Origin of the sequence: Solwaraspora sp. WMMD791, from assembly GCF_029581195.1 — a bacterium.
Classification (GTDB): domain Bacteria; phylum Actinomycetota; class Actinomycetes; order Mycobacteriales; family Micromonosporaceae; genus Micromonospora_E.
Genome location: NZ_CP120737.1, coordinates 3,665,260 through 3,688,926, shown reverse-complemented (window position 1 = coordinate 3,688,926; position 23,667 = coordinate 3,665,260). Strand labels below are relative to the sequence as shown.

The following is a 23,667-nucleotide window of genomic DNA, read 5'->3' as shown; positions in this document are numbered from 1 at the left end:
GGTCAGATCCGCCCGAGCGAGTCGACGATGTCCGGCAGGCGCTCACCCGCCGCGATCCGGTCGAGGATGCCCCGCTCCGTCGATTCGATCTCGCCGGCGACGGCCAGGACCTCGGCCAGCCGGTCGGCCGGCACGACCACGACCCCGTTGTCGTCGGCGAACACCCAGTCGCCGTGGCGGACCACCACGTTCGCCACCAGGCAGTCGCCGCCGGTCGAGGCGACCCGGTAGCTGCCCTGGGTGTCGACCGGCACGTAGCCGGTCGCCAGCACCGGCGTGGTCAACCGGCCCACGACGTCCCGGTCCCGGACCGCCCCGCCCAGCACGATCCCCTCGAACCGCAACTGCTCGGCGAGGTACGTGCAGGACAGGCCGCCGGCGAGAGCCGCGTCGCGGATCAGGTCACCGGAGCCGGCCACGTAGACCCGGCCGGAGCCGTCGGTCACCTCGGGCACGAGGAAGTCGCGTACCTGGCTCCAGGTGCTCGGGCCGGCGGCGGTGATCCGGGGGCCTTTGCGGTTGGGCACCCATTCGACCGGGTACGCCGCGCCGTGGAACAGCCCGGGTGCTCCGGCCACCCGGCGGATGTCGACGTCGAGGACCGCGTTCGCGATGCCGAGCCCGTCGAGGACGTCGGAGACGGTGCAGGTGGTGATGCCCGCGGCCTTGACGATCCGGTCGACCGTACGGTGCTGGTCGACGACAGCGTCATCAGACATGGATCGGTTCCTCCGTCGGTCGGGCGTGACTGCCGGTCACCAGTTCGCGGTACGCCGTGGCGAGCAGCCGGGTGACCGGCCCTGGCCGGCCCTCGTCGCCGAGTACGTGGTCGTCGATCCGGCCGACCGGTCGTACCTCGCCGGCGGTGCTGGTGAGGAAGACCTCGTCGGCGTCGCCGAGTCGACCGGGCGGCAGTTCCTCTGCCGCGACGGTGATGCCGGCGTGTCGCGCCAGGTCGATCACGGTGGCGCGGGTGATCCCGGGCAGGCAGCTCTCGGCTGGCGGGGTGAGCAAGCGGCCGTCGACCACCGCGAACAGGTTCTGCGCGGTGGTCTCCGAGACCATGCCGTGCGCGTCGAGCAGCACCGCGTCGTCGAACCCCAGACGCCGGGCCCGGAGATAGGCGATCTTCGAAGCCAGGTAGGAGCCGGTCGCCTTGGCCTGGAGCGGAAACGCCTCGCCGGAGGGCTTGCGGATGGGTGAGACGGTGAGGCTGATGCCGGTCGGCTGGGTCGCTGGCGGACGCCACGGCCAGGCCAGGACGGCCAGGTGGACCGGGACGCCGGTGTCGGTGAGCCCGGCCAGCCCGTCACCGAGGTACGCGATCGGGCGCAGGTACCCCTCGGTGATGCCGTTGGCCGCCAGGACCTGTGCGTGCGCGGCGGTGACCGTTTCCGGGTCGAAGGGGATCTCCAGCCCGATGTGCTCGGCCGAGCGGTAGAGCCGCCGTACGTGGTCGGCGAGCCGGAACACGTGTGGCCCGTCGGGGCGGGCGTAGACCCGTAGCCCTTCGAAGACACCGAACCCGTAGTGCAGGGAGTGGTTCCACAACGACAAACCGACTTTGGAGGCGTCCCATAGCCGACCGTCGAGCCACACGATTCTGGTCGATTCAGACATCGCATTCTCGCGGGGCGTGCAGGCTGAACCCCATCGGGACCGGCCCGAAGTCGGCTCGTATGTCCAACTGGTGGCGTTGGGCTGCGGGTAGTGTGGTTATGCAGGCATCGGTGTTTCCGGCCGAGCAGGTCGCGGCGGCCGCCGAATTACTGTTGACGAGGATGATCTCGACGTCGCGACCGTCGAGGAGGTTGACTGGAGCGGGGTGGCTGGCGACAGTTCGCCAGTCGGTGTCGGGTCGCCCTGCGTACACCATGTTGTGGGTCGGGAAGACGAAGCAGTCCCGCATGGTCAGCATTGTCAGATTCTTGAACACGATTTCGTGCAGGTGTGGATAGACCACGCAGGCGAGCAGCGCGCTCGACTCGGGTTCGGCCAGCACGTCCTGCACCGCGCGTTCCAGCGTGGGATGCAGCACGACAGCTCCATTCGGCAGGCCCCGCTGCTGGAGCCAGTGGTGAGCGGCTGCCTCGCAATTGGTGCCCGACGGTCCGAGTGTGTGAACGCGCAGCGATTTTGTGGCGAGAAGCGGCATCGGCGGAGTTGTCCCTCCTGTGCATCAAATCGCATCGAGATGAACGGGCGTCCATGACTGATATTGATCTGGTGGGCATGTGGCGACGTGCCGATCAATTGTGCTTATCTCGCTGCCGTGGAGATCCTAAAGAGTAACTAAGATCGTCATCAATACATGTGATCTTCATCACTGGCTGTTCGGCAGGTTTCTGGCAGGTCGATGTCGATTTTTGTTCGGCAACGCCTCGTCGATTTGCCCGGTAGTGCCGCCTCGTGGCATTGGTGTTTCTATCGGGGAATCACCCCGTCCGGCTGCCGGCAGACGCCGACCCGGCGAGCCGACCGACCGGCAGGTCGACCAGCCCACCCGACCCGCCGGTCGGCCGGAGGCCGGCGTCGGTGGGATGGCCTATGGTCGGTGCCATGGTGCCGTTCGTACCGTTGGCTGAACGTATCGTCGACGCGCTGCTGGCCAGTGACCCCGCACTGGCGGCGCTGGCCGGTGACCACCGCTACGACGACCGGTTGCCGGACCTGTCCGCCGACACGGTCGCCGCCACCGCGACGATGCTGCTGGACGCCACCAACGCGCTCGCCGAGGTCGACGCGGACGCACTGCCCGCCCAGGAACGGGTGGACCACGCGATCCTGTCGGCGATCGTCGACCGGCGGCTGTTCGAGCTGACCGAGGTACGCGCCCGGGAGTGGAACCCGCTGGTCTACAACCCGGGGCCGCTGCTGCACGGCCTGATCGCCCGCCCGTTCGCCCCGGCCGCGCAGCGGCTGACCAGCCTGGCCGGGCGGCTCGGCGCCGTACCGGACGTGCTGGCCACCGCGCGCGAAACGCTGCGCGGCGTGCCGGCCGTCCACGCCGAGACCGCCGCCGGGCAGTTCGCCGGCACCGCCGCGCTGGTCCGCGACCAGGTCCCGGCGCTGCTCGCCGCCGAGCCGGGGTTGCGCGGCACCGTCGAGCCGCTGGCAACCGAGGCGGCGGCCGCGCTCGACGAGTTCGCCGGCTGGCTGCGCGCCGGTCTGGAGCGCGACGTCGACCGGCGCGATCCCCGGCTGGGCCGGCGGCTGTGGGAGGCGCAGCTGTGGCACACCCTGGACACCGAGCTGACCGCCGCCGACGTCCTGGACCGGGCCTGGGCCAACCTGGAGCGGGTGACCGGGGAGATCCGGGCGGCGGCGGCCGAGCTGACCGGCGGGCCGGCCGACGACGACACGGTCCGTACGGCGTTGGGCCAGTTGGCGGCCGCGCACCCCGACGATGCGTCGATCGTGACGTTGGCGCAGACGGCGATGCGGGAGACGACCGCGTTCGTCGCCGCGCACGACCTGGTGTCGCTGGTCGACGACCGGTGCGTGATCCAGGAGATGCCGGAGTTCGCCCGGGGGGTCGCGGTCGCCTACTGCGACCCGCCCGGGGTGCTGGAGCGCGCCGACGTGCCGACGTTCTACTGCATCGCGCCGACCCCGGCGGACTGGCCGGCGGAGCGGGTCGAGTCGTTCTACCGTGAGTACAACGACCACATGGTGCGCAACCTGACCGTGCACGAGGCGATGCCGGGGCATTTCCTGCAGCTGGCGCACGCCCGCCGGTTCCTCGGCACCACCCGGGTCCGGGCGATCGGCCGGTCCGGGTCGTTCGTCGAGGGCTGGGCGGTGTACGCCGAGGAGCTGATGGTCGACGCCGGCTTCGGCGGTCTTGCGGTGCGGCTGCAGCAGCTGAAGATGCAGCTGCGGATGACCCTCAACGCGATCCTGGACCAGTTGACCCACTGCGAGCAGCTGCCGCAGGCCCAGGCGATGGCGCTGCTGACCGGCCGGGGGTTCCAGGAGGAGGGCGAAGCGGCCGGCAAGTGGCGTCGGGCGCTGCTGACCTCCACGCAACTGTCCACGTACTTCGTGGGCTACACCGAGGTGGCGCGGATCGCGGCCGAGCGGCCGGCGGACACCCCGGTGCGGCAGTGGCACGACGCGATGCTGGCGCACGGCTCCCCGCCGCCGCGGCACCTGCCGGCGCTACTGCGGATCTGAGCGTCCGGTCCGCTGGTGTTCGATCAGCCAGCGGGAGATCGAGTACGCCGCCGGCAGCTCGGCCGGCAGGTCGTCGAGGTCGAACCAGCGGGCTTCGGCGATCTCCCGGCCGTCGACGACCGGTTCGGCCTGTGTCGCCGCCCGGGCGGTGAAGCCGGCGAGCACCACGCCGGGGCCGGACATCGCCCACGGCTGGCTGCCGAAGTAGACGACGTCGTGCACGTCGAGGCCGACCTCCTCGGCGACCTCCCGGTGCACCGCGTCCTCCAGGGTCTCGCCGGCCTCGACGAAGCCGGCGACCAGCGCCCAGATCGCGGTCGGCCCGTAGGTGTGCCGGACCAGGAGCAGCTGCGGACGGCCGGCGGTCGAGGTGCGGGTGATCGCGGTCAGCACGGCGGGGGAGAGCTGCATCGGTACGTACAGTTCGCAGGCCGGGCAGCGGCGGGCGTGCTCGCCGGGGACGTCGGCCAGCTCGGTGGCGCAGGCGCCGCAGAACCGGTGGGTACGCCGCCAGGTGATCACCTGCATCGCCCGTCCGGCCAGGGCGGCGAGGGGCTCGCCGAGCCGGCCGGCCAGCGCCGGCCAGCTGTGCCAGTCGCCGAGCCGCTCGTCGACGCTGGGTAGCCCGGTGGCCCAGACCCGGGCGCCGTCGAGGCTGCCCAGCGGCACCCACTCGGTCTCCGCCGGCAGGTCGGCCACCGAGGGCAGCGGGCCGTGGGCGCCGCCGAGAAGCCGACGGCCGGCGACCACCAGGCAGAGGTCGGCCGGGTCGGCGGTGCCCCCGGTGCCGGCGTCCGGCACGAACCTGCGGCTACGCCGGGCCGGGTCGCCGGTCGACGGAGCGGGCACCGTCGGGCAGCTCGAAGGCGGTGTCGTCGACGGTGTCACTGTACCGGCTTATCGCGATTTCGACGGCTTGTCCATCGACCACCCCGGTGAAGCTGCCGAGGGCACCCTCGGTGGTGACGCAGACGTCGAACCGGGGAGCCGCCGCGCCCTGCACCTGCCGGACCGTGACGCAGGTGGCGTGCCGCCCGGCGATCGTGGTGTCGTTCTGCGTCACCACCGCCGCCGGGTCGACAGCGGTGGCGTTCAACAGGGCGATCACCACCGGCGGGGTGACCAGTCCGCCCGCGTTGGCGTCGCTGAACAGCTCGGGCTGGGGCGGGGCCGACGGCGACGGCCCGGCGGTCAGCGTGCAGACCGGGCGGTCGCTGGTGGTGTCGCACTCCGTGGTCGCCGCCGAGGTGACGATGAGCTTGCCGCCGGGATAGACGTACGCGGTGCGCTGCGGGTTCTGCGCCTGCACGATGCTGGCGCTGGCCCCGCCGACGAGCTGGTATTCGGCGGAGTAGGTCAGGTCGTCGGCGCCGCCGAGCCGGGTGGCCAGTTCGTTGACCAGGTCGGCCGGCTGGATGGTCTGGCCCGCGTCGGCGATGTTCTGGCAACCGGCGGTCAGCAGCAGCGTGCCGGCGAGGGTGGCCGTCGTCAGCCGACGGACGAGCTTGCCCGGTGCACGCATGGGGACAGGGTGGCCGATGCTGTCCACTCCCTGCAAACTCGTTGTCATCAATGTCCATAATTGGGAGCGCTGCGTGGTGTGTGCGGTTCACGGTTGGTACATCCCGCGTTAGGGAAGGCACCGCCCGCGACCCCCGGCCCGCCCGATACGCTGCCATCGGAACGGTCGGCCGCACCGTCGCGGCCTTGCGGGAATTTGAACACGAGGAGCGACACAGTGGCTACCATCGAGGGAATCGTCGCCAGGGAGATTCTCGATTCGCGCGGCAACCCGACGGTCGAGGTCGAAATCGGGCTCGACGACGGCACCATCGCCCGCGCCGCAGTGCCGTCCGGTGCCTCCACCGGGGCGTTCGAGGCGATCGAGCTGCGCGACGGCGACGCCGACCGGTACGCCGGCAAGGGCGTCGAGCAGGCGGTCGCCAACATCGAGGAGCGCATCGTCGACCAGCTGGTCGGATTCGAGGCCAGCGAGCAGCGGCTGATCGACCAGAAGATGCTCGACCTGGACGGCACCGCCGACAAGTCCGGACTTGGCGCGAACGCCATTCTCGGGGTGTCGCTGGCGGTGGCCAAGGCCGCCGCCAACAGCGCCGAGCTGAGCCTGTTCCGCTACCTCGGTGGCCCGAACGCCCACCTGCTGCCGGTGCCGATGATGAACATCCTCAACGGTGGTGCGCACGCCGACTCCAACGTCGACGTCCAGGAGTTCATGATCGCGCCGATCGGCGCGCCGACCTTCCGTGAGGCGCTGCGTACCGGGGCCGAGGTCTACCACAAGCTCAAGGCGGTGCTGAAGAAGAAGGGCCTGGCCACCGGGCTGGGCGACGAGGGCGGCTTCGCGCCGGACCTGCCGACCAACGCCGCCGCCCTGGACCTGATCGCCGAGGCCGTGGCCGCCGCCGGCTACCAGCTCGGCACCGACGTGGTGCTGGCGCTGGACGTGGCCGCCACCGAGTTCTACTCCGACGGCGCGTACGTCTTCGAGGGCGCGAACAAGTCCGCCGACGAGATGATCGCCTACTACACCAAGCTGGTCGGCGAGTACCCGATCGTGTCCATCGAGGACCCGCTGGCCGAGGACGACTGGGCCGGCTGGTCGGCGATGACCGCCGCGCTCGGCGACAGGATCCAGATCGTCGGTGACGACCTGTTCGTCACCAACCCGGAGCGCATCGCCCGGGGCATCGCCGAGCAGGCCGCCAACGCCGTACTGGTCAAGGTGAACCAGATCGGGTCGCTCACCGAGACCTTCGACGCGGTCGAGCTGGCCCACCGCAACGGCATGCGGTGCATGATGAGCCACCGGTCCGGCGAGACCGAGGACACCACCATCGCCGACCTGGCGGTGGCGACCGGCTGCGGGCAGATCAAGACCGGTGCCCCGGCCCGGTCCGAGCGGGTCGCCAAGTACAACCAGCTGCTGCGCATCGAGGAGGAGCTGGCCGACGCCGCGCGCTACGCCGGGGCGGCCGCCTTCCCGCGCTACCGTTCGGCGTGACCGCACGGCGTACCTGACACACGGACGGCGGTGCGCGCCCGGCCGGCGGCTGGACAGAGCCACCCGGACCGGCGCGCACCGCCGGGTTCCGTACCGCCAACTGACCGGGAGGGGTGTGACGACGGTGACGCAACGGCGCACACCGAGTGGGCAGGGCCCGGCCCGGCGAACCGGCCAGACCGGACGCTCCGGCGCCCGGGGGCCGGTGCGTACCGCCGGCCGGGACACCGGCCGCGACGCTCCCCGCGGCGTCGGTCGCGACACCGCCCGCGACGGCGGCCGTGGCAGCGACGCGGGGCGCCCGGCGAGTCGGCCGGCGGCGGCCCGGCGGGCGCCCGCCGGGCCGGTCAAGCGGACCACAGCGGCACAGCCCAACCGCGTCACCGGCCGGGCCACCGTCCTGCTGGTGGTGCTGGTGGCGCTCGCCCTGGCCTACACCTATCCGGTCCGCGTGTACCTCAGCCAGCAGTCCGACATCGCCCGGATGGAGCAGGCCCAGCAGGAGCAGCGGGAGCGGATCGCGGAGCTGACCGCGCAGGCCGAGCGCTGGCAGGACCCGGACTACATCCGGATCGAGGCCAAACGGCGCTTCTACATGGTGTACCCGGGGGAGGTGCCGCTGCTGGTGCTGCACGACCCGGCCGGGGCCGCCCGCGACGCCGGCGACCCGCTCGACGCGCCGCAGGGCGAGTCGACACCGGCCGACCCGTGGTACGACACCCTGTGGTCCAGCGTCCAGGCCGCCGACGCCACCGAAGGGACCTCGCCGTGACCAGCCGACCCGCCGACGAACAGGACCTGGCGGCGGTGGCCGCGCAGCTCGGTCGCCCACCGCGCGGCACCCGGGCGGTCGCCCACCGCTGCCCGTGCCAGCTGCCCGACGTGGTCGAGACGGTGCCCCGACTGGCCGACGGCACCCCGTTCCCGACGCTGTTCTACCTGACCTGCCCCCGGGCGACCGCCGCGTGCAGCCGGCTGGAATCCGCCGGCCTGATGCGCGAGTTCGCCGACCAGCTGGCCGAGGATCCGCAGTTCGCCGCCGCGTACCGGGCGGCGCACGACGACTACCTGACCCGGCGCGAGGCGATCGGCCACGTACCGGAGATCGACGGGGTGTCGGCCGGCGGCATGCCCGGCCGGGTCAAGTGCCTGCACGTGCACCTGGGGCACGCGCTCGCCGTCGGCCCCGGCGTCAACCCGATCGGCGACCGGGTCCGGGAGCTGGTCGGGCCGTGGTGGGAGGGCGGGCCCTGCGTACCACCGGTGGAGCCGGCCGGGTCCGCGTCGCCGGAGCGGTCCGCGCAGCCCGCGCAGGACGGCGACCGTGTCGACGCCTGACACCGACGACGCCGAGGTGGTGATCCGCCGGGCGCGCACCCCCGACGTACGGGGGATCCGTCGACTGATCGACCTGTACAGCCCGGACCGCCGCCTGCTCAGCAAGGCCACCGTCACCCTCTACGAGGACGTGCAGGAGTTCTGGGTCGCGCAACGCCCCGCCGACGGTGCCATCGTCGGCTGCGGCGCGCTGCACGTGATGTGGGAGGACCTGGCGGAGATCCGTACCGTCGCGGTCGACCCGCTGTGTCGCGGCCGCAAGATCGGGCACCGGATCGTCGCGGAGCTGGTCGCCGCCGCCCGCGAGCTCGGCGTCGCCCGGGTCTTCGTACTCACCTTCGAGACCCGGTTCTTCGCCAGCTTCGGCTTCGTCGAGATCGACGGCGCGCCGGTGCCGGGCCAGGTGTACGAGCAGCTGCTGCGCTCCTACGACGAGGGCGTCGCCGAGTTCCTCGGGCTGGAGCGGGTCAAGCCCAACACCCTCGGCAACACCCGGATGCTGCTGCACCTGCGCTGAGCACCCCGACCCGCCAAGATCCCGACGATCTTGCAACTATCGACGGATATTCTGGACAAAAGCTCTCGATGAGTGCAAGATCATCGGGGAGAGGGAATGGGTGGCGTGATGCGGGTGGCGGGCATCGACTGCGGCACCAACTCGGTCCGGCTGCTGATCGCCGACCTGGGCGCGCCGGGAGCCGACCCGCCGCTGACCGACGTGGTCCGCCGGATGGAGATCGTCCGGCTCGGCGAGGGCGTCGACCGGACCCGCCGGCTCGCGCCCGAGGCCATCGAACGGACCCGCCGGGCCCTGACCGGGTACGCGGCCGAGATCACCGCGCACGGCGCCGAGCGGGTCCGCATGTGTGCCACCTCGGCCAGCCGCGACGCCGACAACGCCGCCGAGTTCGTGGCGATGGTGCAGGCCACCCTCGGGGTGACCCCCGAGGTGGTCACCGGCGACGAGGAGGCCCGGCTCACCTTCGCCGGTGCGGTCGGCGGGTTGGCCACGACCGCCGCCGCGCCCTACCTGGTCGTCGACATCGGCGGCGGCTCCACCGAGTTCGTCGTCGGTGCCGACGCCGTGGACCGGGCGGTCTCGGTCGACATCGGCTGCGTCCGGATGACCGAACGGCACCTGCGGGCCGACCCGCCGACCCCGGCGCAGATCGACGCCGCGCAGCGGGACGTCACCGAGGCGGTCGACCGGGCACTGGCGGCGGTCGGCCTGGCCGGCCGGGCGACCGGCGCCAGCGCCGCCGGGTCGACCGACGGTACGCCGACCCTGGTCGGCCTGGCCGGTTCGGTGACCACCGTCGCCGGGATCGCGCTGGGGCTGGACGCCTACCGGCCCGAGCGGCTGCACCATGCCACGGTCAGCTACCAGCAGGTCGCCGCGGTCACGGCCGACCTGCTCGCCATGCCGGTCGCCGGGCGATTGCGGATCCCGGTGATGCATCCGGGCCGGGCCGACGTGATCGCCGCCGGCGCGATGGTGCTGCGGATCATCATGGAGCGGGCCGGGGTGCCCGCCGTCGTCGCCAGCGAGCACGACATCCTCGACGGGATCTGCCTGAGCCTGCGCTGACCCGTCGTGGCTCCGGGGCAGGCCCCCGGGCGGTGGTCCGTCGCGGCCACCGGCAGACCTCGGGCGGTGGTCGTTGCGGCCCCGGGGCTGCCGGACCCCGGTGACCATTGGGCGTACGGCAGCTCACCAAGAGGCGTACGCCACCCTCCGCGCGCCTTCCCCGGCCTCACGGCGCGTGTCAGGCTACCCGGACACGTGACCCACTGTGCGCCAGCCAACGATGACTGACCGACAGGAGGACCCCCCATGGGCGAGATGGTGAGCTACCGCAGCAACGGCGGGACCAGCGAGGGATACCTGGCCCTGCCGCCGACACCGGGCGACACCGGTGCCCCGGCGGTCATCGTCATCCAGGAATGGTGGGGGCTGGTACCGCACATCACCGCGGTCGCAGACCGGCTCGCCGAAGCCGGCTTCGTCGCCCTCGCCCCGGACCTCTACCACGGAGTGCAGGCCACCGAGCCGGACCAGGCGCGTCGGCTGCTGATGGGGTTGGCGATGGACCAGGCGGCGAAGGACATCGCCGGGGCCGCCGACTACCTCGCCGGCCGGGCCGAGACCGCCGGCGACACCGTCGGTACGGTCGGCTTCTGCGCCGGCGGCAGCTTGGCGTTGTGGTCGGCCACGCTCACCGACCGGATCGTCGCCACCGCAGGGTTCTACCCGGCGGTGCCGTGGGAGCGGATGCGCCCCGACTGGTCCGGCTACGCCGGCAAGGCGGCGACGATCCACTGCTCGGAGCAGGACGGCACCTCCGCCGCCGAGGGCATTCAGCAGGCCAGGGGCTACATCGAGGCAGCTGGCGGGGACTGCGCCGTCTACGACTACCCTGGCACCCGGCACGCGTTCTTCAACGACGACCGTCCGGAGTCGTACGACCCCGACGCGTCGACGCGGGCCTGGGCGCGGACCCTGGAACTGTTCCGGACCCGACTCGGCTGAGCGCGGCGGGTGTCGGGGGCGGCGGTGCGGTGGCCGCCGCCCGCTGCGCCGTTGCGACGCCGGGAGGAGCCGTGGTGACCCGTACCGCCGACGAGGTGACCACGGCGGCGGCCCAGGTGTCGGACCTGCCCGCGCTGGACGCGGCGGTCGCCCACTGCCGGGCCTGTCCCGGCCTGGTCGCCTGGCGGGAGGAGGTCGCCGCGACGAAGCGGGCGGCGTTTCGCGACCAGACCTACTGGGGCCGGCCGGTGCCGGGGTTCGGGGCACTCCACGCCCGGATCGCCGTGCTCGGCCTCGCCCCGGCGGCACATGGCGGTAACCGGACCGGGCGGGTCTTCACCGGCGACCGCTCCGGCGACGTGCTCTTCGCCGCGCTGCACCGGGCCGGCCTGGCCAACCAGCCGACCAGCGTCGCAGCCGACGACGGACTGCGCCTGATCGACACCCGGGTGGTGGCCGCCGTGCGCTGTGCGCCACCGGCGAACAAGCCGACCCCGACCGAGCGGGACACCTGCGCGCCCTGGCTGCACCGTGAGTTCGACCTGCTGCGGGCCTCGCTGCGGGTGGTGGTCGCGCTCGGCGCGTTCGCCTGGGCGGCGTGGTGGCCGACGCTGACCCGGGTGTACGGCCGACGCCCGCCCACGCCCCGACCGGCGTTCGGCCATGGGGCACACTGGTCGGGTGGCGCGGGGGCGCCCGACCTGCTGGGCTGTTACCACGTCAGCCAGCAGAACACGTTCACCGGCCGGCTCACCCCGGTCATGCTCGACGAGGTGTTCGCCGAGGCGAAACGCCGGGCGCTGGGCAGCTGAGGCGGGCCATCCCACGCTGGAGGATTCGAGGGGCATCACGTCGCCAATGGATTATGCGGCCTTCCGTCGACTGTGGCCACTCGCTGCCGTCGCCGTCCTGCTCGCGCTGACCGCCGTCGCGGCAGCGAACTCCACCCTGCCGGTCGGCCGGACCGACGCCACCGTCGAGCGGGAACTCCCGGCCCTGCCGGACTACCAGCAACCACAGACCGCGCCGACGTTCGAGCCGCCGCAGGAGGACTTCGCCGCCGCCGATCAGCAGCAGATCCCGTCCTGGATTCCGCTGGCCGCCGGTGCCCTCTGCGGGACGGCCGTGCTGGTGGTCGCCGGCCTGCTGATCTGGACGCTGCTACGTGACCTGGTCCGTCGCCGTCCCCGGCGGGCGACCGGCGGCATCCGCCGACGTACCCGCCTGCCGGACGAGCCGGGCAGCGCGGCGGAGGTGGTCGCCGCCGTCGACGCCGGCCTGGTCGAACTCTCCGACGCCGACACCGACCCCCGCCGGGCCGTGATCGCCTGCTGGGTACGGCTGGAGCAGGCCGCCGCCGCGGCCGGCACCCCACGACAGGTCGGCGACACCTCCACCGACCTGGTGACCCGGCTGCTGGCCGGGCACGCGATCAGCGCGCAGGTGCTCTCCGCGTTCGCCGCCGTCTACCGCCAGGCCCGCTACGCGCGGCACGCGGTCGACGAACGTACCCGCGCCCAGGCCCAGTCGGCGCTGCGCCGGCTGCGCGGCGAGCTGACCGCCGGCGTCGGCGCCACCGGCAACGGCCCGGCCACCGGAGCCGGCCCGGCCACCGGAAGTGAGCCGGTCGATGCGTGACCAGCAGACCAGCATCGACGACCTGCTCGGCCACGAGGAGGAGCGGCCCGCCCCCGAGCCGGCCGCCCGCCCACGCGGGCGGATCCGTCGCTGGTTCAGCGCACTGCTGATCGCCGCCGCCGGTACGGCGGTCGTCGTGTTCGGGCTGCGGGCGTTCGGTCTCGCCGTGCCGGTGGTGGCGGTCTTCGGTGGCTGCCTGGCGTTGGTGGCGTTGCGACGCACCGTACGCTCGGTCGCCGCCCCGCCGCGGGTGAAGCTGCGTCGGGTCGGCGTCGACCCGGAGGACGGCAGTTACGTCTTCGGCGGCGAGGACGGCCTGCGGGAGGCGGTCCGTCGGTGGGAGAGCCGGCTGCGTTCCGGGCACCGCGACGCTGCCCGGTTCACCGAGGTGATGATGCCGGTGCTCGCCGACCTCGTCGACGAGCGGCTGCGGCAACGGCACGGGTTCACCCGGGCCAGCGACCCGCAGCGGGCCCGGGCGATCTGCGGCGACGAACTGTGGCGGCTCCTCGACGCCCCCGTCCGGCGCGCGCCGTCGGCAAAGGACTACGCGCTGCTCATCAGCCAATTGGAGAAGATATGAACGACGTGGTGGCCGCCCCGACCGCCGAGGCGAGCCGGCTGGCGCACGCCGTACTGGACTCGGTCGGCACCATCCTGGTCGGCAAGCGGGACGCGCTGGAGCTGGTGCTGGCGGGCATCCTGGCCGGCGGGCACGTGCTGCTGGAGGACCTGCCGGGTCTCGGCAAGACCCTGACCGCCCGGTCGTTCGCGCAGGCGCTGGGGCTGGACTTCCGTCGCCTGCAGTTCACCCCGGACCTGCTGCCCGCCGACGTCACCGGGTCGTTCCTGTACGACCAGCGCAGCGCCGACTTCACCTTCCGGGCCGGCCCGGTCTTCACCAACCTGCTGCTCGCCGACGAGATCAACCGGACGCCGCCGAAGACCCAGGCGGCGCTGCTGGAGGCGATGCAGGAGAAGCAGGTGTCGGTGGAGGGCGTGACCTACCGGCTGGAGGCGCCGTTCCACGTGCTGGCTACCGCCAACCCGATCGAGTACGAAGGCACCTATCCGCTGCCCGAGGCCCAACTGGACCGGTTCCTGCTGCGGGTGTCGTTCGGCTACCCGACCCACGACGAGGAGTGGGAGGTGCTGCGTCGGCGGATCGCCCGGCGGCAGGAGGAGGCCGAACTGTCGGCGGTGGTCGACGCGGCCGGGCTGCGCGCCATGCAGGCCGCGTTGGAGAACGTCGTCGTCGAGGACTCCATCGGCCGCTACATCGTGTCGTTGACCCAGGCCACCCGGGAACACCCGTCGGTACTGGTCGGGGCCTCGCCCCGGGGGTCGTTGGCGCTGCTGCTGCTGGCCCGAGCCAAGGCGGTACTCGCCGGCCGGGACTTCGTCGTCCCGGAGGACGTCAAGGAGGTCGCCGCGCCGGTGCTGGCGCACCGGATCACTCTGCGGCCGGAGATGTGGCTGCGCCGGGTCGACCCGTCGTTCGTCGTCGCCGAGGTGCTGGCGCAGACGCCGGCACCGGCCAGCGGCGCGCTGCCCAGCTACGCGGGCGGCTTCGGCCCGGCCGGTGGCGTGGCGGCCGGCGGCCGCCGCCCGGTGCAGTGACCGGCGGGGAGTGGCTGCCCACCCGGGCGCTCGGGCGGGCGGTGGTGGTCACCGGCCTGCTGCTGATCGCCGGAGTGCTCCTGGGCCGGGTCGACCTGGTCGCGTTGGCGGCACCGTTCGCACTCGGGGCGGCGTACGGGTTGCGCCGCCGGCCGACCGGCGCGCCGCTGCTCGACGTCGGCGCCGTCGACGGGGAGATCGTCGAAGGCGGTCAGGTGGGTGCCCGGGCGGCCGCCGCCAACCCGGCGGACGCCGACTACGACCTGGTGGTGGTCCGGGCGAAGGTGTCACCGTGGCTGCGCATCGACGAGATCGGGATGCTGCCGGCCGTGACGATCGACCCGACCGGCGTCGGCGCCGACCCGGCGACCGTGGCCGGAGCCGACCCGGCGGCCGGCACCGGGGCCGCCGATCCGCCGGCCGATGCCGGGTCGGTGCAGGTGCTCGAGCAACTGGGCCCGCCGGCGCGGCCGACGCCGTCCGGTGGGGTGCCGGACCGACCGTTCGCCCTGGCGGTGCCGAGCGGCACCGCCGCCGGCTTCGAACTGGGTGGGGTGGCGCTGCGCTGGGGGCGTCAGCCGATCGGCCCGGTCGCCGCCCGCGCGGTGGCCTGCGACGGGCTGCTGGCCTGCCGGCCGCTCGTCGCCGAACCGGTCCGGGTGCCGGTCTACCCGGTGATCGAGCCGTTCGACGCCGACGAGGCGATGCCCCGGGCCGCCGGCCTGGTCGGCGGGCACCGGTCCCGCCGGCCGGGGGAGGGCGGCGAACTCGCCGGGGTACGGATCTTCGGCCCCGGTGACCGGCTGCGCCGGATCGACTGGCGGGTGTCGCTGCGGGCCCGGCAGCTGCACGTGGCGGCGACGCTGTCCGACCGGGACGCCGAAGTGGTGCTGCTGCTGGACGTGCTCACCGAGGTCGGCCGCTCCGGCGGGGTGTCCGGTGGTGCGTCGGTGCTGGACACGACGGTCCGGGCGGCGGCCGCCGTCGCCGAGCACTACCTGCACCGGGGGGACCGGGTCGCGATGCTGGAGTACGGGCCACTGGCCCGCCGGCTACGTCCGGCCACCGGCCGGCGGCAGTACCTGACCGTGCTCGAATGGCTGTTGGACGTCACCGCCCGGCCCACCCCGTACGAGCCCTACGACCAGGTGTTCGGCCCGCAGCTGCTCTCCTCCGACGCGCTGGTGGTGGTGCTGACCCCGCTGGTCGACCCACGGTCCGCGGAGATGCTGGCCCGGATGGCCCGGTCCGGGCGGATCGTGGTCGCCGTCGACACGTTGCCCGCCACACTGGCTCCGCCGGCCCGTTCCGGCGGCTGGTCGGAGGTGGCGTACCGACTGTGGCGGCTGGAACGCGACAACACCATCGGGCAGTTGCGGGAACACGGCGTACCGGTGGTGGCCTGGGCCGGCGCCGGCAGCCTCGACCAGGTGCTGCGTGACGTGGCCCGGTTGGCGTCGGCACCGAAGGCGGTGCTGCGATGATCACCGCCGTACGGGACCGGGTGGCGGCCGTGCGCACCGTGCTGCACCGGGCGACCCTGGCCCCGGTGCTGCTGCGCGTCGCGGTGGCCGTGGTGACGCTGCTGGGCCTCGGTCTGGCGTACCCGGCCGAGCTGCTGCTCGACCGGCTCGGCCTGGCGCTGCTGGCCGTCGCGGTGCTGCCGGCGCTCGCGCCGCGCGGCCACGCGCCGACGGTGGCGATCCTGGTCGGGCTGGTCGGCTGGGCGCTGTCGACCACGGTGTACGGCGTACCGGTGCAGCTGTGGCGGCTGCTCGCGGTCGGCTCGCTGCTCTACCTGACGCATTCGCTGGCCGCGCTGGCCGCCGCGCTGCCGTACGACGTGGTACTCGCGCCGGACGTCGTGCTCCGCTGGTCGACCCGGGCGGGCGGGGTGCTGCTGGCGTCGGCGGTGCTGGTGGTGCTGATGCTCGCCGTCGCCGGGCAGGCGGCCGGGCCGCCGTTCCTGCTGGCGGCGCTGGCCGGGCTGGCGGTCGCCGTCGGTGCCGTCGCCCTGCTCGCCGCCCTGGTCCGGCGCCGCTGACCGACCCGGTGCCGCTGACCCGCTGCCCGCACCGGCGGTGGTGTCGGGGGTCACTGCGTGCGACGTCACACCCGCGTGCTGGGTCACATATCTGGCTTTCGAGGCTGCGTCAAGAGGCGGACGGGAGGAAGATGGCGATGTGAATAGGCAACGGATCCTTGTCGTCGGTGCCGGGCACGTCGGTCTCTACGCCGCCCTGCGCCTGTCCCGGAAGATGCGACGGGGCGAGGCCGAGGTGATCGTGGTCGACCCGCAGCCCCACATGACCTACCAGCCGTTCCTGCCCGAGGCCGCGGCGGGCAACATCTCCCCGCGGCACTCGGTGGTGCCGCTGCGCCGTGAACTGCGCCGCTGCCACGTCATCGCCGGGGCGGTCACCCGCATCGAGCACGCCCGCAAGGTCGCCAGCGTGCAGCCGATCGTCGGCCCGCCCCGGGAGATCGCCTACGACCACGTGATCGTCGCCCCCGGTTCGGTGTCCCGGACGCTGCCCATCCCCGGTCTGCGTGAGCACGGCATCGGCTTCAAGACCATCGGTGAGGCCATCTACCTGCGCAACCACGTGCTGGAGCGGCTCGACGTGGCGGCGGCGACCGTCGACGGCGAGGTACGCCGTACCGCGTTGACGTTCGTCTTCGTCGGCGGCGGGTACGCCGGGATCGAGGCGCTCGCCGAGATGGAGGACATGGCCCGCGACGCGCTGCGGTACTACCCGGAGCTGAAGCCGGCCGACATGCGTTGGGTGCTGGTCGAGGCGACCCAGCGGGTGCTGCCCGAGGTCGACCGGGACATGGGCGCGTACACGGTGCAGCAGTTGGTCAAGCGCGGCATGGACATCCGGCTGGACACCCGGCTGGAATCCTGCGTCGACGGGCTGGTGCGGCTCTCCGACGGCGACAGCTTCCGCGCCGACACGATCGTCTGGACCGCCGGGGTCAAGCCGTCACCGATGCTCGACGCCACCGACCTGCCCCGTGACGAGCGGCGTCGGGTCAACTGCCTGGCCACCCTGCAGGTCGCCGAGGACGGGCGGGCGATCGAGGGAGCCTGGAGCGCCGGGGACTGCGCGGCGGTGCCGGACCTGACCGGGCCGCCCGGGGCGTACTGCTCGCCCAGCGCCCAGCACGCGGTCCGCCAGGCCCGGACCATGGCCGACAACATCCTGGCGGTGATCCGTGGCCAGCAGCCGGTGGAGTACCGGCACAAGCATGCCGGCAGTGTCGCCAGCCTCGGCCTGCACAAGGGCGTCGCCCAGGTGTACGGCATCAAGATGACCGGGCTGCCCGCCTGGTTCATGCACCGTACGTACCACATGAGCCGGATTCCGTCGCTCAACCGCAAGGTACGGGTCATCGTCGACTGGACGCTCGCGCTGTTCCTCAAGCGTGAGGTGGTGGCGCTCGGCCAGTTGCACGACCCGCGGGAGGACTTCCTCGGTGCGACACCGCCGGTCACCACCGCACCGGAGCCGGCCAACCTGCGGTAGGCCGCCACGGCGGCACCGAAGTGGGTCCGGTACCGCCGGTCGGCCGGCTCGGCCGTACCGGCTGCGGTCAGCCGACCCGCCAGACCCAGGCGTCGGCGATCCGCTCACCCGGGCCGATCAGCTCCTCGGTGGTGCGCCGCAGCGGGTCGGCGTGCACCGTGCCGTCCGCGACCACCACACAGTCGGCGCCCCAGCGCGCCAGGTCCCGCCGGGCCCGGGCCCGCTCGTCGTCGGTGATCTCCGGCACCTCGCCGGTGCGGGCCACCTCGGCCCAGATCTTCGAGGTCGGCTGCTTGAACGTGCCCATCGAGGCTTCCCCGCCGGGCGCGTAGGGGCCGATGAAGAAGCCCTCCGGCATACCGAACGCGACGTTCGCGGCCGTCGCCCAGGCCATCGGCCACGGCTCCTTCGGGGTGGCGGGCGGCACCGGCACCAGGACGCCGCCGGTCGACACGCACTCGCGCCAGTGTCCGGCGGTGATGAACTCCGGCAACGGCTCGCGGTCCATGCCGGGCAGCGGTGCCGGCACGACCGGCAGCAGCGCGGCGGTGAGCACCGCCGGCACCAGCACCCGGCCGGGTCGCCACCCGAGCCGTAGCGCCCGGTCGATCGCGAGGACCAGGATGGTGGCGATCAGTGGGATCACCGCGAGGGCGAAGCGCATCGGCAACGCGCCGTCGACCACCGGCAATCCGTTGAGCAACGCGTACGGCCCGGGAACGTCGGTGCGCGTACCGTCGACGACGACCCGTGGCCCGAGCGAGAGCCCGGCCATCAGCACGGTCCCCACGGTGCAGGCGACCACCATCGGCCGGCGGATCAACCAGCCGGCGCAGCCGGCGGTGACGATCAGCAGCGGCCAGCCGAGGAAGGTGTTGTACTCGGCGGGGCCGGTGGTGAGGTCTGCGGCGCTGGCCGAGCCGGCGACCGAAAGCTCGGACACCGCCGGCCAACTGGCCAGGTCGGCGGAGAAGTAGTCGGGGTCGAACACGCCGTCGGAGACGCCCTGCGGGCCGGCGAACTGGAACCACAGCGGGTACGCCAGCAGTACCACGCCGACCGCGACGGCGACGGCCATGCCGACCACGAAGGTGGGCAGGATCCGCCGCACGTACCGGGGGGCGGCGGCCGCGAACGCGGCGGCCATGACGATCAACGTGACGGCGGTGAGGAAGAGCACCTCCTCGCCGACGAAGACCTGGACCGCGACGACCACGCCGAGCCATGCCCCGGAGGTGACGGTACGGCGGCGGTCGGCCCGGCCGGCCGGGCCGGTGATGCGACCGTTCGGGGTCGACCCGGTCGGGTCGGCGGCCTGCATCAGCCGGGCCAGCAGCCAGACCATCACCGGGATCAGCCAGATCGCGGTCATGTGCAGGTGGCTGTTGCTCTGCGACACCATCCCGGGGGCGAAGCCGCAGAACGCGCCACCAACGGCGGCGGCGAACCGGTGGGCGCCGACGAGCCGGACGAACATCAGGTAGAAGGCGATCGCGCTGGCCGCCAGGTTGCCGGCGACGAGCAGCGCGAAGGTGACCGGGGCGCCGAACGCCAGGGTGACCGGGGCCATCAGGAAGCCGAGGGCGATGACGGTGGTGTTCGTCATCAGGTTGACCCCGTCCGGGGCGTTCAGTCGGTCACTGAGCAGGCTGAAGTCGCCGAGCAGCAGCCGCGCGTCGCTGGCCAGGAACCACTCGTACAGGGTCTGGTCCTCGGGGTTGAGCGCCAGCAGCCGGCCACCGGGCGAGGGCCAGAGGTGGTAGGTCAACCAGGCCGAGACCGCGACGAAGAACAGGCTCACCGCGATGTCCGGCGCGTGTCGGCGAGCGGCTGCCGCGATCCGGGACCGTCGGGAGCCGCGCCGCGGGGATTCGTCCGGAACATCCGGACCGGGGCCGGTGTCCTGCGCTGCGGTGGCTGAGCGGGTCACGAACCGAACCCTAGTGCCGCGCGCCGGCCGGGATGCGCCCGGCTGGGTGCGACCCGCTAACGTGACAGTCTGCGGTCGGGCAACCTACCCGACGGCGGGCCGGTCGGCGGCCCGACGTCGCCAGCCCGGCCGGGACGGGCCCGGGTGGTGGAACGGCAGACACGGCTGCCTTAAAAGCGGCTGCCGAAAGGCGTGCGGGTTCGAGTCCCGCCCCGGGCACGGCGGTCCGTCCCTGGTCACCGCGACCCCGTCGATGCAGGCCCGTGACGCACACGTCCTCCCCACCCTCGATCGGTGCGTCTACCCTTGAGTCACACGATCGTGTGACAACCCCCCTGAGGGAGGCTGGACAGTGAAGACATCCAACCCGGTCCTGGCCCGGCTCGGCCAGGCGGCCGAGCGGGAACGGGCGGCCGGGTACGCCCCCGCCGGCCCGTACGGGCAGCCCGGCTACGGGCAGCCGTACCCGGGCGCGGGCAGTGCGCCTGCCGCGCCGCCCACCGTGGCGCCGATGACCATCGACGACGTCGTCGTCAAGACCGTGACCCTGCTCGGTATCACCGGCCTGTCGGCGGTCGCCGCCTGGATCCTGGTGCCCGACGCACTGCTCGGGGTGGCCTGGATCGGCGCGGCGATCGTCGGTCTGGTGCTGGGCCTGATCATCTCGTTCTCCCGGATGGCGAACCCGGCCCTGGTGGTCACCTACGCCGTCGTCGAGGGCGTCTTCGTCGGGATGGTGAGCAAGTTCTTCCAGGAGATCGCCGGCTACCAGGGCATCGTCCTGCAGGCGGTGGTCGCCACCTTCGGTGTGTTCTTCCTGATGGCCGCGCTCTACAAGATGAAGGTGATCCGGGCCACCCCGAAGTTCACCCGTGGGTTGATCGCGGCGATGGTCGGCGTCTTCGCCGTCATGATGATCAACCTGGTGCTGTCGCTGTTCGGCGTCGACACCGGCCTGCGCAGCGGCGGCCCGATCGCGATCATCTTCAGCCTCATCTGCATCGTGGTCGCCTCGCTCAGCTTCGTGCTGAGCTTCCACGAGGTGGAGGAGGGCGTCCGGCTCGGCCTGCCGCAGCGGTACTCCTGGGTCGCCGCCTTCGGCATCCTGGTCAGCCTGATCTGGCTCTACATCGAGATCCTGCGGCTGCTCAGTTTCTTCCAGGGCGACGACTGATCCAGCGCCCCTCTGGGCGAGTCCGACCCCGCAGGTCCGACGGGTCTGCGTACGCGCGATGCCCGGCCACCGGTGTTCCCGGCGGCCGGGCATCGCGCCGTTTCCCCGTCGGCGGGCCGTAGCGGTGCGGGTGTTCGCCGGCCCTGACGTGCGGGTGTTCGCCGGCCGTGGCTGCCGGTCGCCGCTGACTAGACTGCGTCGGTGGGAACGCGACAGCCCGGAGACCAGACGGACCCTCTGACCCGGCAGGTCCAGCTGCTGGTCCGGCAGGTGGGCCACTGGGAGAACCCCCGCTGGGCGGCCGGCGGCGGCCGGCGGGCCAGCGAGTTCCACCAACTCGTGCAGTACGTCGCCGATCTGGGCGCCGCCGCCGAAGGTCGTCCGGTCCGGCCGGTGCCGCGGCTGCGGCTCGACACCGCCCTGCCGGACCAGCTGCGGGTGGTGGCGGCGGACCTGGTCCGGGCGTCGCCGGAACCGGCGACGCTGGAGCCTGCGGCGGCGGCCGTACGGCGACTGCGCGACCAGCTCTGACGGCGGCGATCCCAGGCTTCAGCTGTGGGAGGCCGAGGTCGCGGCACCCCGGACCGCCGGCAGCAGAGCGTGCGCCCAGATCCGGTAGCCGTCCGCCGATGGATGGTAGCCGTCGTGACAGTAGGTCCCCGGGTCGGCGCGGAACACCGCACCGGTCTCGTTCGCCAGGTCGACCACCCGGGCACCCGCGTCGCGTGCCGCCCGGGCCTGTGCCCGGGCCGTACGTCGCCCCAGCAGCCCGGCGACCTGGCGCAACGGTGGCGCGATCGCGCGGGCCGCCCCGAGGTCGGGGCAGGTGCCGACGACGACTTCGCTGCCCGCCCCGCGTAGCCGGCGTACCGCGGCGGCGAGGTGCACGGCGGACTCGCCCGGCCGACGCAGGGAGGTCGCGTCGTTGATCCCGATCAGGATCACCGCGACGTCCGGCCGTTGCCCCAGCAGGGCGCGGGCGACCTGGGTGGAGAGGTCACTGGACCGGGACCCGGCCACCCCGACACTGGACAGCAGCACCCGGCGCTCGCCGGCAGCCGGGTCGCCGTCGTGCTGGGTCAGCAGCCGGGCCAGTTGTCCGCCGACGGTGTCGGCGACCCGGCTCACCCCGACCCCGAGGGTCACCGAGTCGCCCAGCAGCACGAGCCGCAGTGGCTCCCCGCCGGCCGGCCCGAGGGCGGCCCGTACGGCCAGTCCCAGCTCGGGCTGGGCGTACCGGCGGTTGCGGGCCAGTAGCGCCTCGCTGACCAGTAGCGCGGCGCTGCCGACGGTACCGGCGACGACCGCCGCTGCGGTGACCTGACCGACCCGTACGGCGAGACTCCTCGTGGTCACAGCGGTCGCCTTCCGTTGCGGCGGTGGCGGGTGCGCACCGGCTCAGCTTTCCGGACCCGCTGGGGACAGCCCCAGGTGCTGACCGGAGGATACGGCCGATCGGCGGTGGTCGGCGTCCCGATCCGTCCCCGGCGGACCGAACAACCAGCTCAGCGCTGCGTTCTGCCAGGAGCGGCCGGGCAGCCGGGGGCGACGGCGCAGCCGGGCCCACCGTCCGTCCGGCCCGCGCTCGCGCCCGCCCACCTGGGTGCCGCGTACCTCGGTGCCCGCGTGACGCGCCGCCTCGTGGGCGGCCTGCGGCAGGGTCCGGACCTTCTCGCGACCGGCGACGCCGGTCCGCGACGCGGTGCTGGCGCCGAGCGCGCCGAGCGCGGCCGGCAGCAGTACGGCGGCCGCCATCGCGTACCCCTCGGCGGACGGGTGGAACCGGTCCCAGGAGAACAGCCGGGTCGGCTCGGCGGCGAACCGTGGGCCGAGCAGGTCGCCGAGGGAGACCGTCCAGCCGCCGGCCTCGACCACCGCTACGGTCTGCGCGGCGGCGAGTTGTCGGCTCCAGCGGCGGGCCAGCCACCGCAGCGGGGGCTTGATCGGCTCGATCGCGCCCAGGTCCGGGCAGGTGCCGACGACGACCTGCGCGCCGACGGCGCGCAGTTGGCGTACCGCGTCGACCAGGTGCCCGACGGCGACCTCCAGCGGGGTCCGGTGTGTGACGTCGTTGCCGCCGATCAGGATGACGGCCAGGTCGGGACGGATCTCGAGGGCGGCCTCGACCTGCGGGACGAGACCGGACGAGCGGGCCCCGACCACCGCGAGCCGGTGCAGCCGTACGGGCCGTCGCAGCCGGCGCGAGATCCCGGTGGCCAGCAGCGCGCCGAGGGTCTCGCGGGGACGGTGCACGCCGTAGCCGGCCGCCGACGAGTCACCCAGCACCGCCAGGGTCAGTGGTGGACCGGGCAGCCGGGCACCGTACAGCCCGTCGCCGCGCGGTGGGGGTGCCTCCGCCAGCGGGATGATCCGCCGGGCCTGCCTGGCCTGACCGTAGAGGGTGCCGGCGGCGACCACCGCGGCGGCGGCGGCGGTGCCGGCCCCGAACGCGGCGAGCCGGGCCGCACGGACCGCCCACGTCCGGCCGGTCGGGTGTGTCCCCGCGTCAACCGTGCCCATCGCGCCCCCCGACTGCGATCCGCTGCTGCCGTCGTGCCGTCGTGCTGCGTCCGTTCGAGATTATCTCGGTAACCGCCGCGCCGTCCCGTCCCGGCGGGACGCGACGGCGCGGGCACGGCGCGGACGCGGTGCGGGCGCGGCACGGACGCGGTGGTTCCGCGCGGCGAGGTTCCGCGCGGCGAGGATCCG

General features: G+C 73.3%; 23 protein-coding genes, 1 tRNA gene and 1 pseudogene. 17 read left to right on the top strand and 8 right to left on the bottom strand.

Features of this window, described 5'->3' with window-relative positions; translation table 11 throughout:
- Positions 1-2: 2 nt before the first annotated feature.
- From O7623_RS16300 to O7623_RS16290, 3 genes are read right to left on the bottom strand one after another with little or no spacing between them, the layout of a single operon-like run.
- A complete protein-coding gene (locus O7623_RS16300) occupies positions 3-719 on the bottom strand; it encodes a hypothetical protein (RefSeq protein WP_282223902.1) in 717 nt (238 codons plus the stop codon).
- Positions 712-1,620, bottom strand: a complete 909-nt coding sequence (locus tag O7623_RS16295; RefSeq protein WP_282223901.1) for a branched-chain amino acid transaminase — start codon at positions 1,618-1,620, stop codon at positions 712-714. Before O7623_RS16295 ends, O7623_RS16300 begins: the two co-directional genes overlap by 8 nt.
- A complete protein-coding gene (locus O7623_RS16290) occupies positions 1,613-2,038 on the bottom strand; it encodes a hypothetical protein (RefSeq protein WP_282223900.1) in 426 nt (141 codons plus the stop codon). The genes O7623_RS16295 and O7623_RS16290 overlap by 8 nt, the downstream gene beginning before the upstream one ends.
- Before the next feature lie 521 nt (positions 2,039-2,559).
- Between O7623_RS16290 and O7623_RS16285 the strand changes: the two genes are divergently transcribed.
- Positions 2,560-4,176 (top strand): DUF885 domain-containing protein, encoded by a 1,617-nt coding sequence (locus O7623_RS16285; protein ID WP_282223899.1) that lies wholly within the window; start codon positions 2,560-2,562, stop codon positions 4,174-4,176.
- On the opposite strand, the gene nudC is transcribed toward O7623_RS16285, so the two are convergent.
- Positions 4,162-5,025: an NAD(+) diphosphatase gene (gene nudC / locus O7623_RS16280; RefSeq protein ID WP_282223898.1), complete on the bottom strand. Its 864-nt coding sequence runs from the start codon at positions 5,023-5,025 to the stop codon at positions 4,162-4,164. The two genes, O7623_RS16285 and nudC, sit on opposite strands and share 15 nt — an antisense overlap.
- Entirely contained in the window at positions 4,988-5,698 is a 711-nt protein-coding gene (locus O7623_RS16275; protein ID WP_282223897.1) for a hypothetical protein, read from the bottom strand. The genes nudC and O7623_RS16275 overlap by 38 nt, the downstream gene beginning before the upstream one ends.
- Positions 5,699-5,914: 216 nt before the next feature.
- On the opposite strand from O7623_RS16275, the gene eno reads away from it, so the two are divergent.
- The 13 genes and pseudogenes from eno (at position 5,915) to O7623_RS16210 (ending at position 17,854) form a co-directional block, all read left to right on the top strand.
- Positions 5,915-7,198, top strand: coding sequence for a phosphopyruvate hydratase (gene eno, locus O7623_RS16270; RefSeq protein ID WP_282223896.1), 1,284 nt, complete (start codon positions 5,915-5,917; stop codon positions 7,196-7,198).
- A 124-nt stretch (positions 7,199-7,322) separates the two neighbouring features.
- Positions 7,323-7,970 (top strand): septum formation initiator family protein, encoded by a 648-nt coding sequence (locus O7623_RS16265; RefSeq protein ID WP_282223895.1) that lies wholly within the window; start codon positions 7,323-7,325, stop codon positions 7,968-7,970.
- A pseudogene (locus O7623_RS16260) lies at positions 7,967-8,455 on the top strand (DUF501 domain-containing protein); the annotation flags it as partial. The gene O7623_RS16265 and the pseudogene O7623_RS16260, both read left to right, overlap by 4 nt.
- Before the next feature lie 67 nt (positions 8,456-8,522).
- Positions 8,523-9,053 (top strand): amino-acid N-acetyltransferase, encoded by a 531-nt coding sequence (locus tag O7623_RS16255; protein WP_282223894.1) that lies wholly within the window; start codon positions 8,523-8,525, stop codon positions 9,051-9,053.
- Positions 9,054-9,167: 114 nt separating this feature from the next.
- Positions 9,168-10,124 carry a Ppx/GppA phosphatase family protein gene (locus O7623_RS16250; protein ID WP_282229433.1) on the top strand — a complete coding sequence of 319 codons (957 nt, stop codon included), beginning with the start codon at positions 9,168-9,170 and terminating at the stop codon, positions 10,122-10,124.
- Positions 10,125-10,370: 246 nt separating this feature from the next.
- On the top strand, positions 10,371-11,066 hold the full coding sequence (locus tag O7623_RS16245; RefSeq protein ID WP_282223893.1) for a dienelactone hydrolase family protein: 696 nt from the start codon (positions 10,371-10,373) through the stop codon (positions 11,064-11,066).
- A gap of 74 nt (positions 11,067-11,140) precedes the next feature.
- Positions 11,141-11,878: a uracil-DNA glycosylase gene (locus tag O7623_RS16240; RefSeq protein WP_348775091.1), complete on the top strand. Its 738-nt coding sequence runs from the start codon at positions 11,141-11,143 to the stop codon at positions 11,876-11,878.
- 46 nt (positions 11,879-11,924) lie between these two features.
- Positions 11,925-12,704: a DUF4129 domain-containing protein gene (locus O7623_RS16235; RefSeq protein ID WP_282223892.1), complete on the top strand. Its 780-nt coding sequence runs from the start codon at positions 11,925-11,927 to the stop codon at positions 12,702-12,704.
- A complete protein-coding gene (locus tag O7623_RS16230; RefSeq protein ID WP_282223891.1) occupies positions 12,697-13,287 on the top strand; it encodes a hypothetical protein in 591 nt (196 codons plus the stop codon). The genes O7623_RS16235 and O7623_RS16230 overlap by 8 nt, the downstream gene beginning before the upstream one ends.
- Positions 13,284-14,324, top strand: a complete 1,041-nt coding sequence (locus tag O7623_RS16225) for a MoxR family ATPase (RefSeq protein ID WP_282223890.1) — start codon at positions 13,284-13,286, stop codon at positions 14,322-14,324. The genes O7623_RS16230 and O7623_RS16225 overlap by 4 nt, the downstream gene beginning before the upstream one ends.
- Positions 14,321-15,808, top strand: a complete 1,488-nt coding sequence (locus O7623_RS16220; protein WP_282223889.1) for a DUF58 domain-containing protein — start codon at positions 14,321-14,323, stop codon at positions 15,806-15,808. Before O7623_RS16225 ends, O7623_RS16220 begins: the two co-directional genes overlap by 4 nt.
- Positions 15,805-16,368 carry a hypothetical protein gene (locus tag O7623_RS16215; RefSeq protein ID WP_282223888.1) on the top strand — a complete coding sequence of 188 codons (564 nt, stop codon included), beginning with the start codon at positions 15,805-15,807 and terminating at the stop codon, positions 16,366-16,368. Before O7623_RS16220 ends, O7623_RS16215 begins: the two co-directional genes overlap by 4 nt.
- Positions 16,369-16,507: 139 nt before the next feature.
- Complete coding sequence (locus tag O7623_RS16210; protein ID WP_282223887.1) at positions 16,508-17,854, top strand: NAD(P)/FAD-dependent oxidoreductase; 1,347 nt, start codon at positions 16,508-16,510, stop codon at positions 17,852-17,854.
- Positions 17,855-17,921: 67 nt separating this feature from the next.
- Here the strand turns inward: O7623_RS16210 and O7623_RS16205 are convergent, their stop codons facing one another.
- Positions 17,922-19,784, bottom strand: a complete 1,863-nt coding sequence (locus O7623_RS16205; protein WP_282223886.1) for a hypothetical protein — start codon at positions 19,782-19,784, stop codon at positions 17,922-17,924.
- A gap of 138 nt (positions 19,785-19,922) precedes the next feature.
- Here O7623_RS16205 and O7623_RS16200 point away from each other — a divergent pair.
- The 3 genes from O7623_RS16200 to O7623_RS16190 all read left to right on the top strand — a co-directional run bounded on the left by O7623_RS16200 (position 19,923) and on the right by O7623_RS16190 (position 21,489).
- Positions 19,923-20,003: transfer RNA gene (locus O7623_RS16200), tRNA-Leu, on the top strand.
- A 133-nt stretch (positions 20,004-20,136) separates the two neighbouring features.
- Positions 20,137-20,958, top strand: coding sequence for a Bax inhibitor-1/YccA family protein (locus tag O7623_RS16195; RefSeq protein ID WP_282223885.1), 822 nt, complete (start codon positions 20,137-20,139; stop codon positions 20,956-20,958).
- A gap of 201 nt (positions 20,959-21,159) precedes the next feature.
- Positions 21,160-21,489: a hypothetical protein gene (locus O7623_RS16190; protein WP_282223884.1), complete on the top strand. Its 330-nt coding sequence runs from the start codon at positions 21,160-21,162 to the stop codon at positions 21,487-21,489.
- A gap of 18 nt (positions 21,490-21,507) precedes the next feature.
- Here O7623_RS16190 and O7623_RS16185 read toward each other — a convergent pair whose 3' ends face one another.
- Together O7623_RS16185 and O7623_RS16180 are read right to left on the bottom strand one after the other, a co-directional pair.
- On the bottom strand, positions 21,508-22,314 hold the full coding sequence (locus O7623_RS16185; protein WP_282223883.1) for an SGNH/GDSL hydrolase family protein: 807 nt from the start codon (positions 22,312-22,314) through the stop codon (positions 21,508-21,510).
- 42 nt (positions 22,315-22,356) lie between these two features.
- Positions 22,357-23,478 carry an SGNH/GDSL hydrolase family protein gene (locus O7623_RS16180; protein ID WP_348775090.1) on the bottom strand — a complete coding sequence of 374 codons (1,122 nt, stop codon included), beginning with the start codon at positions 23,476-23,478 and terminating at the stop codon, positions 22,357-22,359.
- Positions 23,479-23,667 lie beyond the last annotated feature (189 nt).